The following is a 16,024-nucleotide window of genomic DNA, read 5'->3' as shown; positions in this document are numbered from 1 at the left end:
GACACTTATAATGAAAAGAGTATTACTATTTTTACCACTTATCTTATTTATGGTGCTTGGCTTCTTCTTATATAGAGGGCTCTACCTTAATCCTCAGGCTATGCCATCAGCATTAGAGGGCAAACCAGTTCCCGCGTTTAAGTTACTGACGGTTACCGATCAGAGCCGAGTTGTTACAAACGCCGATCTTAAAGGTGAAGTTTATCTCCTTAATATTTGGGGAACCTGGTGTGCAGGCTGTAAAATTGAACATCCTTATCTTCTAGATCTTGCCAAGAGTGGTTTACCTATCTATGGCATTAACTTTAAAGATGATTTATCTGCTGCACAACAATGGCTAAAAGACTACCAAGATCCTTATCAGTTCACCGTCTATGATGTTGATGGGAAGTTAGCGCTGGATCTTGGCGTATACGGTGCTCCAGAGACGTTCGTTGTTGATGGTAATGGTGTTATTAAATTGCGATATGCTGGTATTCTCGATCCTGTTGCTTGGAACACTAAGATAAAACCGCTAATAGACTCTTTAAAAAACAAGGCGAATGAAACGTGAAACAATTAATAATCGCCTTAATGACATTTATTATCGTGCTATTTAGCACTGAAAGTAATAGTACATCAGTTGAAACATACACCTTTAGTACATCTGAGTATGAAGTTCGATTTCATAAATTGAATAAAATACTTCGGTGTCCAAAATGTCAAAATCAAAATCTTGCAGATTCAAACTCACTTATTTCACAGGATCTACGCCGTGAAGTTCGTAGGTTACTCGAAGAGGGACGTACCGATGAGCAAATTATGGAATATATGGTTATGCGCTACGGTAGCTTTGTACTTTATAAGCCTAAACTTGATCGCGTTACCTATTTCCTCTGGTATGGACCAATAGGTTTTGGTGTTTTTGGAGTCATTATGGTTGCATACATTGTAATGAGACAAAGAAAGCGTCGTGGTGAATTGCAAGTCGCTAATTCCCAGCAAGAGAATGATATCGATAGCCTCACTGAACAAGAGCAAGCTCAAATAGACAAGCTCTTAAAGTAAAGTGACGTGAATAAATAATGAAAAGGACAGTTTATACTGTCCTTTTTTGTTGTTGAGGTTGATTAATGCACTAACTTGCACTGTTTTGTGACCGATTCGAAGCTTTAATGACCAAACGAAATAAAAGATTAAAAAAGCCCTTGCCAAGTTCGATGGGATCTCTATAATGCGCATCCACTGACACGGGGAAGCACTGATAGAGCATCTTTTAACGAAGAGCTAAGAAGCAGCGCTGATACGGGTTAGGAAGAAAAACAACGCTTTAAATTATCTTTAAAAATTATTTAAAATTAGTTGTTGACTTCAAAAAGGAATGACGTAAGATACGCATCCCTAACGCAACGAGCCACACGGTTTGAAGCGTAACTCCTTACTTTGAGTAAGTCGAGTTGAAACGTTCTTTAACAATAAGTATTCAAATAAACTGTGTGGGCATTTTTAAGACTTAGCTAACATTTGATTATTAATCAAATGTTCAAGGCTAAATCGGTTAAGTATCAAAAAATACTTAATGAAGATGTTCACACCAAGTAAGAAATTACTTGATATGACAGTAAATTCATTGAGTCGTTTCTTATGTAAAAGTAGGGAACGTTAAACAGTTAAACTTTTAATTGAAGAGTTTGATCATGGCTCAGATTGAACGCTGGCGGCAGGCCTAACACATGCAAGTCGAGCGGAAACACAAGGGAGCTTGCTCCTGAGGTGTCGAGCGGCGGACGGGTGAGTAATGCTTGGGAAACTGCCCAGTCGTGGGGGACAACCATTGGAAACGATGGCTAATACCGCATACGCCCTACGGGGGAAAGAAGGGGACTCTTCGGAGCCTTTCGCGATTGGATGTGCCCAAGTGGGATTAGCTAGTTGGTGAGGTAAAGGCTCACCAAGGCGACGATCCCTAGCTGGTTTGAGAGGATGATCAGCCACACTGGAACTGAGACACGGTCCAGACTCCTACGGGAGGCAGCAGTGGGGAATATTGCACAATGGAGGAAACTCTGATGCAGCCATGCCGCGTGTATGAAGAAGGCCTTCGGGTTGTAAAGTACTTTCAGCGAGGAGGAAAGGTTAGTAGTTAATAACTGCTAGCTGTGACGTTACTCGCAGAAGAAGGACCGGCTAACTCCGTGCCAGCAGCCGCGGTAATACGGAGGGTCCGAGCGTTAATCGGAATTACTGGGCGTAAAGCGTACGCAGGCGGTTTGTTAAGCGAGATGTGAAAGCCCCGGGCTCAACCTGGGAACTGCATTTCGAACTGACAAACTAGAGTTTTGTAGAGGGTGGTAGAATTTCAGGTGTAGCGGTGAAATGCGTAGAGATCTGAAGGAATACCAGTGGCGAAGGCGGCCACCTGGACAATAACTGACGCTCATGTACGAAAGCGTGGGGAGCAAACGGGATTAGATACCCCGGTAGTCCACGCCGTAAACGATGTCAACTAGCCGACTGGTGCCTTGAGCACTGGGTGGCGCAGCTAACGCATTAAGTTGACCGCCTGGGGAGTACGGCCGCAAGGTTAAAACTCAAATGAATTGACGGGGGCCCGCACAAGCGGTGGAGCATGTGGTTTAATTCGATGCAACGCGAAGAACCTTACCTACTCTTGACATCCACAGAACTTTTCAGAGATGAATTGGTGCCTTCGGGAACTGTGAGACAGGTGCTGCATGGCTGTCGTCAGCTCGTGTTGTGAAATGTTGGGTTAAGTCCCGCAACGAGCGCAACCCCTATCCTTAGTTGCCAGCACGTAATGGTGGGAACTCTAGGGAGACTGCCGGTGATAAACCGGAGGAAGGTGGGGACGACGTCAAGTCATCATGGCCCTTACGAGTAGGGCTACACACGTGCTACAATGGCGCATACAAAGGGTTGCGAAGCCGCGAGGTGGAGCCAATCCCAAAAAGTGCGTCGTAGTCCGGATTGGAGTCTGCAACTCGACTCCATGAAGTCGGAATCGCTAGTAATCGTAGATCAGAATGCTACGGTGAATACGTTCCCGGGCCTTGTACACACCGCCCGTCACACCATGGGAGTGGGCTGCAAAAGAAGTGGGTAGTTTAACCTTTCGGGGAGGACGCTCACCACTTTGTGGTTCATGACTGGGGTGAAGTCGTAACAAGGTAGCCCTAGGGGAACCTGGGGCTGGATCACCTCCTTACAGACAAAAATAAAACAGATTTTTAGATAATTAATCTAAAAATACAGTTTTATTCAGGTCGTCACTTGTGATGACCAATCATTCGATACTTTTCTTTAAGTGTCCACACAGATTATTTGAATACACTAGCATGTTGATGAAAAAGCGATAATAAATCTCTTTTATAGAATCAACATTGTCTGAAACGACAAAGTTAAGCAACATTGCTTACCTTTGTCTTTTTAATAAAGACTGCTCTTTAACAATTTGGAAAGCTGATAAATTCAAAAATAGAATTTAGATTATTGTGTAAACAATAATTTTTATTCGAAGTTCTTAAGTAATTAGTGAATGCTAATTACGAACACAACAAGTGTTCTTGGATATTTTTGAGGCGAAAATGATTTACGAAGCTAATAATCTAAAAATAAATACTTAATTTATTTTTCAGGATAATTAGAAGAATAATGATAAAACTAGACATAGCAGACATTGGTCTGTGAAATCGAAAACATTAGTTGTTTTAATTAACACATCTAACGTATTGCGCAGATAATTTTTCTAATGCAAGGCGGACGAGCAATGAGGGAAGACGTGTAACGTGTTACATAACTGACCGAATGACGAAGTCCAACGGCGCAGTAGAGAAAAGAATCAAGCAAGACACATTAGGTGTTGTATGATTAAGTGACTAAGCGTATACGGTGGATGCCTAGGCAATTAGAGGCGATGAAGGACGTGTTAATCTGCGATAAGCGTTGGCAAGGTGATAAAAACCGCAATAGCCAACGATTTCCGAATGGGGAAACCCAGCTGCCATAAGGCAGTTATCTCAACGTGAATACATAGCGTTGTGAGGCGAACCCGGGGAACTGAAACATCTAAGTACCCGGAGGAAAAGAAATCAACCGAGATTCCCTTAGTAGCGGCGAGCGAACGGGGACCAGCCCTTAAGTAATTAATAAGTCAGTCGAATGCTCTGGAAAGTGCGACGATAGAAGGTGATAGTCCTGTAGACGAAGACGAATTTTTTATGAAAACGAGTAGGACGGGACACGTGATATCCTGTTTGAAGATGGGGGGACCATCCTCCAAGGCTAAATACTACTAATTGACCGATAGTGAACCAGTACCGTGAGGGAAAGGCGAAAAGAACCCCTGTGAGGGGAGTGAAATAGAACCTGAAACCGTATACGTACAAGCAGTGGGAGCACAGATTTGCTGTGTGACTGCGTACCTTTTGTATAATGGGTCAGCGACTTACATTTTGTAGCAAGGTTAACCGTATAGGGGAGCCGTAGGGAAACCGAGTCTTAACTGGGCGATAGTTGCAAGGTGTAGACCCGAAACCGGGTGATCTAGCCATGGGCAGGTTGAAGGTTGAGTAACATCAACTGGAGGACCGAACACACGTATGTTGAAAAATGCGGTGATGACCTGTGGCTAGGGGTGAAAGGCCAATCAAACCCGGAGATAGCTGGTTCTCCCCGAAATCTATTTAGGTAGAGCGTCATGTATCACCATTGGGGGTAGAGCACTGTTAAGGCTAGGGGGTCATCCCGACTTACCAACCCTTTGCAAACTCCGAATACCAATGAGTGCAATCATGGCAGACACACTGCGGGTGCTAACGTCCGTAGTGAAGAGGGAAACAACCCAGACCGCCAGCTAAGGTCCCAAAGTACTAGTTAAGTGGGAAACGATGTGGGAAGGCTTAGACAGCTAGGAGGTTGGCTTAGAAGCAGCCATCTTTTAAAGAAAGCGTAATAGCTCACTAGTCGAGTCGGCCTGCGCGGAAGATTTAACGGGGCTAAACTAGTCACCGAAGCTGCGGATTCATACTTTGTATGAGTGGTAGGGGAGCGTTCTGTAAGCCGTTGAAGGTGTGCTGTCAGGCATGCTGGAGGTATCAGAAGTGCGAATGCTGACATGAGTAACGATAAAGGGGGTGAAAAACCTCCTCGCCGAAAGACCAAGGGTTCCTGTCCAACGTTAATCGGGGCAGGGTAAGTCGACCCCTAAGGCGAGGCAGAAATGCGTAGTCGATGGGAAACTGGTTAATATTCCAGTACTTCTTATAATTGCGATGGGGGGACGGAGAAGGCTAATCTAGCATGGCGTTGGTTGTCCATGTTTAAGGCAGTAGGCCGTTGTTTTAGGTAAATCCGGAACAACTTTGGCTGAGAGTCGATGACGAGCTACTACGGTAGTGAAGTAGATGATGCCATACTTCCAGGAAAAGCCTCTAAGCTTCAGATTATAAGGAATCGTACTCCAAACCGACACAGGTGGTCGGGTAGAGAATACCAAGGCGCTTGAGAGAACTCGGGTGAAGGAACTAGGCAAAATAGTACCGTAACTTCGGGAGAAGGTACGCTGGCTGTGGTGATGAGACTTGCTCTCTAAGCTACGGTCAGTCGCAGTGACCAGGTGGCTGCAACTGTTTATTAAAAACACAGCACTGTGCAAAATCGTAAGATGACGTATACGGTGTGACACCTGCCCGGTGCCGGAAGGTTAATTGATTGGGTTAGAACTTCGGTTCGAAGCTCATGATCGAAGCCCCGGTAAACGGCGGCCGTAACTATAACGGTCCTAAGGTAGCGAAATTCCTTGTCGGGTAAGTTCCGACCTGCACGAATGGTGTAATGATGGCCACGCTGTCTCCACCCGAGACTCAGTGAAATTGAAATCGCTGTGAAGATGCAGTGTACCCGCGGCTAGACGGAAAGACCCCGTGAACCTTTACTACAGCTTGGCACTGAACATTGAACCTACATGTGTAGGATAGGTGGGAGCCTTTGAAACCAGAACGCTAGTTTTGGTGGAGGCAATCTTGAAATACCACCCTTGTACGTTTGATGTTCTAACTTAGGTCCCTTATCGGGATTGAGGACAGTGTCTGGTGGGTAGTTTGACTGGGGCGGTCTCCTCCCAAAGAGTAACGGAGGAGTACGAAGGTTAGCTAAGCATGGTCGGACATCATGCGGTTAGTATAATGGTATAAGCTAGCTTGACTGCGAGACAGACACGTCGAGCAGGTACGAAAGTAGGTCATAGTGATCCGGTGGTTCTGTATGGAAGGGCCATCGCTCAACGGATAAAAGGTACTCCGGGGATAACAGGCTGATACCGCCCAAGAGTTCATATCGACGGCGGTGTTTGGCACCTCGATGTCGGCTCATCACATCCTGGGGCTGAAGTCGGTCCCAAGGGTATGGCTGTTCGCCATTTAAAGTGGTACGCGAGCTGGGTTTAGAACGTCGTGAGACAGTTCGGTCCCTATCTGCCGTGGGCGTTTGAGAATTGAGAGGAGCTGCTCCTAGTACGAGAGGACCGGAGTGGACGAACCGCTGGTGTTCGGGTTGTCATGCCAATGGCATTGCCCGGTAGCTACGTTCGGAATCGATAACCGCTGAAAGCATCTAAGCGGGAAGCGAGCCTCGAGATGAGTTCTCACTGGAGATTTAATCTCCCTAAAGGGCCGTAGGAGACTACTACGTTGATAGGCAAGGTGTGTAAGCGTTGTGAGGCGTTGAGCTAACTTGTACTAATGACCCGTGAGGCTTAATCATACAACACCTAATGTGTTTTACATGAACATCTTAAAAATAGATACTCAATCTATTTTTCAAGAGATGTTCTAGTCTCAGAAATATCCAACAAAGAACGCTTGTTGTGTTTAAGAAGATTTTTGAAAGCTTTCCAAATTTAGTGGTTGTGTTCGCTGTAACACATCGCTCTTTGCCATCCATGGCACCGCGATGTTAGTGAATCCATTCACGTCAAATTAGTTTGGTAACCATAGCATGTTGGTCCCACCTGATCCCATTCCGAACTCAGTAGTGAAACGACATAGCGCCGATGGTAGTGTGGGGCTTCCCCATGTGAGAGTAGGACATTGCCAAACACCTATTTAGTCGAGAGGCCCCGTGTAGAAATACACGGGGCCTTTTGCATTTTACGACTTTGAATTTTACCTATTATACCAATTGCATTAAGTAAGTGATCTTGTTGTGCGTAGAGAAAATCAGCTAAAACAAGGCGCTCGATTGACTAATAGCTGGCTATTAGGATTGAGAGCAACGCCATTTTAGTTAATTTTAACAAGTACAAGTGGGCAAATATTTAATGCAATTGGTATTACTGTGGCTTCATCGTAATGACGGGGCCTCACGCCTAAAGCGCTACCGCGCAGTCCTGCTCCCGATGTTCACCCGCTGCTTCGCCGGGATTCATTCGCTACATCCATGTGTCAACAACGGTTTAAAATTGACCCACTTTTTCAGTAATTCATCGATTGAAAACTGACCCAGTTAGTCTTGATAGGTATCAATAATACCCGCTTTTCTTTTTTCTCTTAATCGATAGCTTTCGCCAGTTAATTGCAACACATGAGAGTGATGTAGTACGCGATCTAACATGGCCGCTGTTAAAGTTGCATCATCTGAAAAGGCGCTCGGCCACTGTCCAAAGGGTAAATTGCTCGTTAGAATCAAACTGCCTTTTTCATAACGCTTGGCAATGACATTAAAAAATAGATTTGCTTCATCACGGCCAAATGGTAAATAGCCTATCTCATCGATGATTAGCAACCGAGGAGCAAGAATAGAGCGTTGCATGTAGCTTTTCAATTTTCCTTGCCGCTGTGCACTGCTTAGCTGAAGCATTAAATCTGCGGCACTGATAAAACGTGTTTTCTTGCGTTGCTCAATGGCTTTATAACCTAACGCAATGGCTAAGTGCGTTTTACCTGTACCACTTGGACCTAGTAAAATGACATTCTCACACCGCTCAATAAAGGCAAGCGAGCTTAGCTCCGTTATCGCTTTACGTGGTGCCCCTGTTGCAATCTTGAAGTTAAATTGGTCTAGTGTTTTGATGCTTGGAAAACCGGACATTTTTAGCATGATTTCTCGCGCCCGATCATACTTATTCTCTAACTCGCTAGTGAGGATCTGATACAAAAAGTCAGCATAACTACTTTCATTTTTGACGCATCGACTCGCAATGTTAGGCCAGTTGTTTTCTATATTTCTTAAATTGAGTTGCTCACATATTGAAGCGATTTGTTCATGTTGAATACTCATAGTTGCTCCAGTAGTTCACTGTAAACAGATATCGGGTGTTGATAGCATTCAATATCAATGGGCGCAATAAACGACACTAATGCGCTGCTCTTTAAATCCAAACTGCTGTGAAGTTTTTGTGGAAGCGGTTGTAAGTACGCCACTTCTTCATCAAGGAGGTATTGCGGCTTTTGTGCGGTCGTACCATGAATACGTTGGTGGGCGACATCGTTTAGCCATCCGCCAATTTTGCTATTGGCATTTGCACAATCTAACGATAAGCCCGCTTGCTTGAGCGTTGCATGCAGTGGTACAACAAAGCTATTCTTCAAGTAATGGTTAAATCGTTCAACTTTCCCCTTGGTTTTAGCACGATACGGCCGACATGCTTTGGGTTGAAAACCATATTCCTCAGCCAAATCAAGAAACGATTGATTCCAACGGTGCTTTCCTTCACCGTAAACATCGCGCTCAATAACTAATGCTTTAGCGTTGTCGCATAACACTTGTTTTGGAACGCCGCCAAAATAGTGAAATGCTTCCCTTAATCCGTCCATCCATGCTTCTGTTCGCTCATGGTCATAAAAATAGACGTAGCAGGCTCGTGAATAGCCAAGGGTTGCCACAAACGCCTTAATGGTAAGCTTTCCGCGTTTAATCGTGGTGAAGTCTATTTGCATTTGTTGACCCGGACCGGTTTCAAATCGAACAATAGGCTCTGGTGTTAATTGCTTGAAAGGGGATAAATACACCCTGAGTTGCGTTATTCCACCTTGATAACCTCTAGATTTTATTTCTGACAACAAAACAACAGCTGGGATCCAGTGTGGTTTTGCAGCATTTATTCGACCTTGAATATACTCATGGAAGGGACTGAGTTTAGTCGGAGGTGAATGTCGTTTTGTATAATGAGGCACGTCATATCCTCTTAAATATTTACGCACAGTATTGCGCGATACGTTTAATTCCTTGGCAATGGCGCGAATGCTTTTGCCTTGTTTATGCAGGACTTTAATATCCACAAATAGCTCCTTCGTTAACATACCGTATCACCTAAAAATAAATAAATGATACATCGGTGGGTCAATTTTGGATCGATGTTAGTGGGTCATTTTTGCACCGTTGGTGACATCCATGTAGCTCACCCTTCGGGCAGCTTACGCTGTGCAAAATGGCTTTCCTGCCATTTTGTCCCCAACTTGCTTTCGCCTTGTTGCGTCGAACGCTGTACGACGCAACAAGGCTCAAGAGAGTAGGACACCGCTCTTGCACATCCTGTGCTCGCGGCATTAGTGCATCCTTGCACGTCATTGCTAGACACCTATTTAGAGAAAGCCGCTACAGAAATGTAGCGGCTTTTTTGTTTTCTGACGTTTAGTGATTGACGCGTGATGACAGGTATCATCAACGTCGGAAAAAGTTGTGTTGCTGAGCGACTGACCTTCCTTAGTTTGCTTGATTCTTGTTTCCTCGAACAATGTTCGAGGGACTTCGAATCAAGAGAGTAGGACATTGCTAGACATCTATTTAGGGGAAAGCACCGCATTGGCTGGGGAGGCTTTTTTTGTTTTTGCGTATAAATTCAAGTTTAAGATAAATTTGAGTTCATCCATTTATGCAGTTATTTATTTAAAAGGCTACTGCGTAGTTCTAATTCTGTTGCCGTTTATCAGTTAGATAGATTTACTCCAAACGTTGGTTAGTTAGCTTTTAATCTGTTAGCCTATTTCTTATTATTAGGCTAATTTAGATATTATCGATTAGGTTTTGAGTGGCTAGTTGGATATTTTATTATTAGCTGCTTTTATGAGATCTATTGCACTTAATGGGCGATATTTTGATGATGATTTCGTCATCTTATTATTGGCATTTTTACGGCGTTTGAAGCCGAGCATTTCGTATAAGGCACCTTCTTGAACTCTTTGTTCTGCTGTTCTTATTAATCCTTGACGTTGGTACTTCATCAGTATGGAATGAAGAATTGGTTCCAGCTCCTCGCGTGACATTCCTGCTTTTACAGTATCTTCAGCTAATAGCCGTAGTAATATTTCATCCAATCCAGTTAATAATGCATTTCGTGTTTTATCGTTGAATATTGATGGAAATACAAGATCGGAATCCCTGATTAGCCCTAAAGATTGAGTTAGCTCTTCGACGATGCAAGCAACCAATTTACCATGCATTCGAGCTTGGTCAACTGGAATAAATATATGGGCGGATATAATGTTATTACCTTTATCTGTTTTTACATTAGCTAGACAAATTGCGCCGTGCAAATATTCAACAACAGACTGATCTAGTTCATTTTGAACTAGGCTAGGAAGGATTGATTGTTTCGTGAAGTAATAATAAACGTTAGCTTCTGATTTATTTTTCACTCGGCTGATGTCAAAGTTTGTAATTTTTACGAGTTGACTGATGTGAGCGTCTAGCAATTGATCATGTAGTGGCTGATCCCCTATTTGATGCTCAACATATATACGTAAAGGTTTATTCCACTTTCGTAGGTTTAGGTTGTGGCTTTTACCATGTTCAGCACCTAAACCAACTTCAAGAAAGCTATTACTAATATAACTAATGTGTGGCCAAGCATTGATATTTGCGTATAGGCACTTCGTCGGTATGACACTCATTATGACAGCTGCTATAACGCAAAATTTAATTTTCAATTGTCATCCCAATATTTATAGATTATTTAGAGTCTGTGATATGTTTCATTTACTTACAACCAAATTATCATGTTGAGTATTTGATGAACACGCTTATTTTATTAACTTTTATTGGTGCGTTATTGCCTTATTTCTCGAAAATTCCAGTTGCTATCGCAATGCATAGAAATGGTGGCTATGACAATCGCCATCCAAGACAGCAGCAAGCCCAGTTAACTGGGTTCGGGGCTCGCGCTTTAGCGGCTCATCAAAATGCATTTGAAGCGTTGATAATTTTTGGGATCGCAATGTCAACAGCGATGGCGACGAACACTACGAGTCAGGAAGTTGTTTATTTAGCCATCGCACATATTGTAGCTCGGATTTTTTATAGTGCGATGTATTATTTAAATATAAATATAGTACGGTCGGTATTGTGGGCTGTGGCGACTGTATCGAGCTTTTCGATTATTTTATTATCGATGATTTAATTAATTATTCGGATCTGAATTGTTCGCTTCCGCCTGTGCCGCTATTTCTCGTTGTTGTTTTCTATAGATACTCATTTGTTCGTAGAAATGATCCCAAACACAAGGACAACACGAACCGCCGCCGCAGCAATCATCATCGAGGGGCTTCTCTGGTTTTTCGATTAAATCTGTCATAGTTTTTATGATTATTGTAAATAATGATCTAGTTTAGCATTGTGACTGACATAAATAAAAAGACCGCCTAGGATAGATACCTAGGCGGTCTTTATTTATACGATAATGTTAATGAATTAAAGGCTTGGGCCAGCAGCGACTAACGCCTTACCTTCATCAGTATCAGTGAACTTCTCGAAGTTGTTAACAAAGCGTTTTGCTAAGTCCTCGGCTTTTTCTTCCCATTCGCTAGCATCCTGATAAGTGTCGCGTGGGTCTAAAATATCACCCTCAACACCACCTACTTGTGTTGGAACACTCAGGTTAAAGTGAGGTAGATTTTGACATTCTACGTTATCGATTGAACCGTCAAGAATAGCATCAATAATGGCACGAGTTGCTTTGATCGAAATGCGTTTTCCAGTGCCATTCCAACCAGTATTTACTAAATAAGCAGTTGCACCAGCATCTTCCATTCGCTTGGTTAGTACTTCTGCGTATTGCGTCGGATGTAAGCTTAAGAAAGCCGCACCAAAACAAGAAGAGAATGTTGGTGTTGGTTCTGTGATACCACGTTCAGTACCAGCTAATTTAGCGGTGAAACCCGATAAGAAATAGTAACGTGTTTGCTCTGGTGTCAATTTAGACACAGGTGGTAGTACACCGAATGCATCAGCAGTTAGGAAGATAACTTTCTTCGCATGCCCCGCTTTAGAAACAGGTTTAACAATATTTTCAATATGGTGAATTGGGTAAGATACACGCGTATTCTCAGTTTTTGAGTTATCATCGTAATCAATCTTACCATCGCTATCTACTGTTACATTTTCTAATAATGCATCGCGACGAATTGCGTTGTAGATATCTGGTTCGTTTTCTTCACTTAAGTTGATGGTTTTAGCATAACAACCACCTTCGAAGTTAAATACACCGTTATCATCCCAGCCATGCTCGTCATCACCAATTAGTTGACGTTTTGGATCAGTTGATAATGTTGTTTTACCTGTTCCTGACAAGCCAAAGAAAACTGCAGTATCGCCGTCTTCGCCTACATTTGCACTACAGTGCATTGATGCAATGCCTTTTAATGGTAATAGGTAGTTCATCATTGAGAACATACCTTTTTTCATTTCGCCGCCATACCAAGTACCGCCAATTAACTGCATACGTTCAGTTAGATTGAAGGCTACAAAGTTTTCTGAATTAAGGCCTTGCTCTTTCCAGTTAGGGTTTGTAGTTTTAGCGCCGTTCATTACAACGAAGTCTGGTTCAAAGGTTTCAAGTTCTGCGTCTGTTGGGCGAATAAACATGTTTTTAACGAAATGCGCTTGCCATGCAACTTCAGTAATAAAGCGAACTTTCAGACGTGTATCGTCGTTTGCGCCACAAAACGTATCAACAACAAACAAGCGCTTGCCTGAAAGTTGTGTTGATACTAAGCCTTTTAATGAATCCCATGTTTCAGGTGTCATTGGCTTGTTGTCATTTTTACCTTGATCTGACCACCATACTGTATCGCGTGTTACATCATCACGAACAATATATTTATCTTTTGGAGAGCGGCCTGTGAAAATCCCTGTGTCAACAGATACTGCGCCTGATTGCGTTACTACGCCTTTATCAAAGCCAGATAATTCCGCTTTTGTTTCTTCTTCAAATAACAAGTCATATGACGGGTTATAAACTACTTCTTGGACGTCGTTAATACCATATTGGGTTAAATCGATAGTGGTATTGTTACCAGCTGTGGCGACGGTCATTTTTCTAGCTCCTAAGGATGGTAAGTGGTATGTAATGATTACATCAAGGTTTGTAATTCAAACGTATTTTCTGACGCGATTGTACAGGATCTTAGGGTGTGATTTAAACCACGTATTTAATAAAAATGTCATTAAGTGCTTTACAGTCATACGGTAATTAGTCTAATCCGTTGTTTTATGGGTGCTTGAGATGAAGTTGAGATGCAAAAATAATTATGAAAGTCGTGGTGAAAGTCTTTCACTTTTGTGGTTTTGGAGGATAAAAAAAGCCTGATTATTAAATCAGGCTATTAGATTGAAATGATTCGAATTTGAGATTGAGTTTATTGGGCTACAAAATATTAGTGCACTTGATCATTATTTTCAGATGGATCATGGAATAACTGCGCTATTTCATCACTGCCAAATTCATATTTTGTATTGCAATAATCACAATGCATTTGAATATTTCCCTGCTCGCTGATAATAGATTCTGCTTCTTCACGACCGATAGAAATAATTGCAGAACCACTGCGTTCTAATGAACACGTACATTTAAAACTAAGCGATTGAGGATCAAATAATCGAACATCTTCTTGATGATATAAACGAGTTAAAATAACTTGTGGCTCAAGCTCAAACAATTCTTCATCTTTAATTGTGTTACTCAATTGGTGAAGGTTGCCGTAGCCATCATCATCAGCGTCACTTTCTTCTGGTAATGCTTGAATCATTAGTCCGGCTGCATTGCTATCATCAGCTCGAAGCCAAAAGTGAGTTTTTAATTGTTCTGATTGCTCAAAGTATCCTTCAAGACATTCCGCTAATGTGTCCTTATCTATAGCAACAATACCTTGGTATCGCTCACCTTGTTTAGGTGTAATGGTGATAACCATGTAACCTTTTTTGAATAACTCGGTTAATTTAGTGCTTGTTACTTCACCGGTAATGTTTGCAACACCACGTAGTTCTTGTTGGTCATTACCATTAACAACCATCGCAGGTATCGGGCCATCACCTTGGATTTGTACGGCAATGTCTCCTTCAAATTTTAACAGAGCCGTTAACATTGAAGTTGCGGCTAGCAATTGGCCAAGGAGCTGGTTAACTGCCATTGGATAATCGTGATTGTTAATGATTTCTTGGTAAGTGTTTGATACTTGTACTAGTTCGCCACGTACGTGGACGTTATCGAATAAATAACGGTTTAATTGATCGTTCATAATATTCCAGTGATATATAGGACTACTGATTTTTAAATTGAATAATTTTACGGCGTTGCTTTTTATCTGGGCGCTTTTCTGGGTGTGGATTATCCAATGCATGTAATCTACGAAGCTCAGCATTTTGTTGACGCTTAGCGATACTCGTCGCTGTTTCTTCGTAAAGTGTTTGTGCTATAGGTGCACCACGGCGTTGGTCACTCAACTGAAGTATTGTCACTTCTTTAACGTCGTTACCTTGCCTTAAGGTAACTACGGCGCCAGTTTCAACCAGTTTGCTAGGCTTACTGCGTTGATTGTTATATGACACTTTACCAGACTGAACCATATCACGAGCGACGGAACGTGTTTTATAGAATCGAGCTGCCCATAGCCACTTATCCAAGCGAACAGTAAGAGATGATTTTTCAGCTAAATTCATGGTGTTCCAACGTCATAAAAAGTTCCGCAAAAATTAACATAATTTGTGTTTTTTTTCTATGCTGATTTTGGGGGCATAGTTAGTTATTTCAAGGGTTGTGACGTAGACAATAACTTAGTATAGTGTTGGCTCTTTGATAATAATTCGCATATTCAGATCCTGCGTTATGCTAAGTTAGTAATTTTACTGTGATATTTAATGTTAATAATAAATAAATTCATCGCCTATTCGACGAAAAACCTTTCTAAAATTGTCGCTTTAATTACCAGTATTTTAATTATTTTGGCGATTTATTATGCCGCTAAGTTAACATGGTTAGTTATAACGCCGGCCCTTCAGGCTGAGCAGTGGACCCCGCCTTTAGTAACATCTTCCAGCGCAAAAAATTCATCTGTAAACTTTTCGAACTTTCATTGGTTTGGTCAGCCTAATGCAGAGCCGGTGGAAGTCGAACAACAAGAGATAACTGACGCACCTAAAACATCGCTTAATATGACGTTGACTGGGGTTGTGGCAAATAGTGATGTTAAACGCTCGATGGCTATTATTGAATATCAATCGAAACAAGATACTTATGTGATTAACCAAAAAGTAAAATCGTCGCGTGCCAGTATTGCTGAAATTCACAGTGATAGAGTTATTTTGAAAAATAACGGTCGGTACGAAACCTTAATGCTTGATGGTTTTGATTACACTAAAAACTCTGCCCCAAAAGCATCAGAGAGACCGGCAGTATCGAGCAGTTCGCGTAAGCAACTTGGTAAGAAGTTTTCGAAAACACGTCAAGAAATTTTAAAGGATCCCGGCAAAATTATGGACTACATTTCGATTAGCCCGGTGAGTACGCAAGGGAAGGTTCAAGGTTATCGACTAAGTCCTGGTCGTCGTCCTGAGTTATTTCAAGCGTCAGGTTTGAAACCACGAGATCTAGCGGTAGCCATTAATGGCTATGATTTATCTGATCCATCGCAGTCAATTCGCGTAATGAGTGAACTGCGAAACATGAATAATATAATGATCACCGTAGAGCGCGATGGTCAGTTAACTGATATAGAATTTGCATTGCCTTAGTCTATGAATTGCCAAGGAAATAATA

General features: G+C 42.2%; 11 protein-coding genes and 3 rRNA genes. 7 read left to right on the top strand and 7 right to left on the bottom strand.

Going from position 1 to position 16,024, the window contains the following annotated elements; translation table 11 throughout:
- Positions 1 to 10 precede the first annotated feature (10 nt).
- The 5 genes from ACMAZF_RS18640 (at position 11) to rrf (ending at position 7,094) form a co-directional block, all read left to right on the top strand.
- The gene (locus tag ACMAZF_RS18640; protein ID WP_435275211.1) at positions 11 to 553 is read left to right on the top strand and encodes a DsbE family thiol:disulfide interchange protein; all 543 of its coding nucleotides are present in this window, start codon (positions 11 to 13) and stop codon (positions 551 to 553) included.
- Positions 550 to 1,047 carry a cytochrome c-type biogenesis protein gene (locus ACMAZF_RS18635; RefSeq protein ID WP_435275210.1) on the top strand — a complete coding sequence of 166 codons (498 nt, stop codon included), beginning with the start codon at positions 550 to 552 and terminating at the stop codon, positions 1,045 to 1,047. The genes ACMAZF_RS18640 and ACMAZF_RS18635 overlap by 4 nt, the downstream gene beginning before the upstream one ends.
- 611 nt (positions 1,048 to 1,658) lie before the next feature.
- Positions 1,659 to 3,205 (top strand): 16S ribosomal RNA (locus ACMAZF_RS18630).
- Positions 3,206 to 3,865: 660 nt separating this feature from the next.
- Positions 3,866 to 6,759, top strand: a 23S ribosomal RNA gene (locus tag ACMAZF_RS18625).
- Positions 6,760 to 6,978: 219 nt separating this feature from the next.
- Positions 6,979 to 7,094, top strand: a 5S ribosomal RNA gene (gene rrf, locus ACMAZF_RS18620).
- The 16S, 23S and 5S rRNA genes sit together here, the layout of an rRNA operon.
- Before the next feature lie 406 nt (positions 7,095 to 7,500).
- Here the strand turns inward: rrf and istB are convergent.
- From istB to ACMAZF_RS18605, 3 genes are all read right to left on the bottom strand, one after another.
- Positions 7,501 to 8,274, bottom strand: a complete 774-nt coding sequence (gene istB, locus ACMAZF_RS18615) for an IS21-like element helper ATPase IstB (protein ID WP_435273981.1) — start codon at positions 8,272 to 8,274, stop codon at positions 7,501 to 7,503.
- Positions 8,271 to 9,296, bottom strand: coding sequence for an IS21 family transposase (gene istA, locus ACMAZF_RS18610; RefSeq protein ID WP_435275209.1), 1,026 nt, complete (start codon positions 9,294 to 9,296; stop codon positions 8,271 to 8,273). The genes istB and istA overlap by 4 nt, the downstream gene beginning before the upstream one ends.
- Positions 9,297 to 10,028: 732 nt before the next feature.
- Positions 10,029 to 10,922, bottom strand: a complete 894-nt coding sequence (locus ACMAZF_RS18605) for a DUF2927 domain-containing protein (protein WP_435275208.1) — start codon at positions 10,920 to 10,922, stop codon at positions 10,029 to 10,031.
- Positions 10,923 to 11,005: 83 nt separating this feature from the next.
- Between ACMAZF_RS18605 and ACMAZF_RS18600 the strand changes: the two genes are divergently transcribed.
- Positions 11,006 to 11,392 (top strand): MAPEG family protein, encoded by a 387-nt coding sequence (locus ACMAZF_RS18600; protein WP_435275207.1) that lies wholly within the window; start codon positions 11,006 to 11,008, stop codon positions 11,390 to 11,392.
- Here the strand turns inward: ACMAZF_RS18600 and ACMAZF_RS18595 are convergent, their stop codons facing one another.
- From ACMAZF_RS18595 to hslR, 4 genes are all read right to left on the bottom strand, one after another.
- Complete coding sequence (locus ACMAZF_RS18595; protein WP_435275206.1) at positions 11,393 to 11,566, bottom strand: oxidoreductase-like domain-containing protein; 174 nt, start codon at positions 11,564 to 11,566, stop codon at positions 11,393 to 11,395.
- 116 nt (positions 11,567 to 11,682) lie between these two features.
- The gene (gene pckA, locus ACMAZF_RS18590) at positions 11,683 to 13,305 is read right to left on the bottom strand and encodes a phosphoenolpyruvate carboxykinase (ATP) (RefSeq protein WP_435275205.1); all 1,623 of its coding nucleotides are present in this window, start codon (positions 13,303 to 13,305) and stop codon (positions 11,683 to 11,685) included.
- Positions 13,306 to 13,646: 341 nt separating this feature from the next.
- On the bottom strand, positions 13,647 to 14,510 hold the full coding sequence (hslO, locus tag ACMAZF_RS18585; RefSeq protein ID WP_435277284.1) for an Hsp33 family molecular chaperone HslO: 864 nt from the start codon (positions 14,508 to 14,510) through the stop codon (positions 13,647 to 13,649).
- Positions 14,511 to 14,529: 19 nt separating this feature from the next.
- On the bottom strand, positions 14,530 to 14,928 hold the full coding sequence (gene hslR / locus ACMAZF_RS18580) for a ribosome-associated heat shock protein Hsp15 (protein ID WP_435275204.1): 399 nt from the start codon (positions 14,926 to 14,928) through the stop codon (positions 14,530 to 14,532).
- Between the two features lie 198 nt (positions 14,929 to 15,126).
- On the opposite strand from hslR, the gene gspC reads away from it, so the two are divergent.
- Positions 15,127 to 15,999 carry a type II secretion system protein GspC gene (gspC, locus tag ACMAZF_RS18575; protein ID WP_435275203.1) on the top strand — a complete coding sequence of 291 codons (873 nt, stop codon included), beginning with the start codon at positions 15,127 to 15,129 and terminating at the stop codon, positions 15,997 to 15,999.
- The last annotated feature ends 25 nt before the right edge of the window (positions 16,000 to 16,024 follow it).

This window comes from Psychrobium sp. nBUS_13 (assembly GCF_051201665.1).
Lineage (GTDB): Bacteria > Pseudomonadota > Gammaproteobacteria > Enterobacterales > Psychrobiaceae > Psychrobium.
Note: the sequence above shows the minus strand (reverse complement) of the source record. Positions and strands in the feature narration are given on the sequence as shown.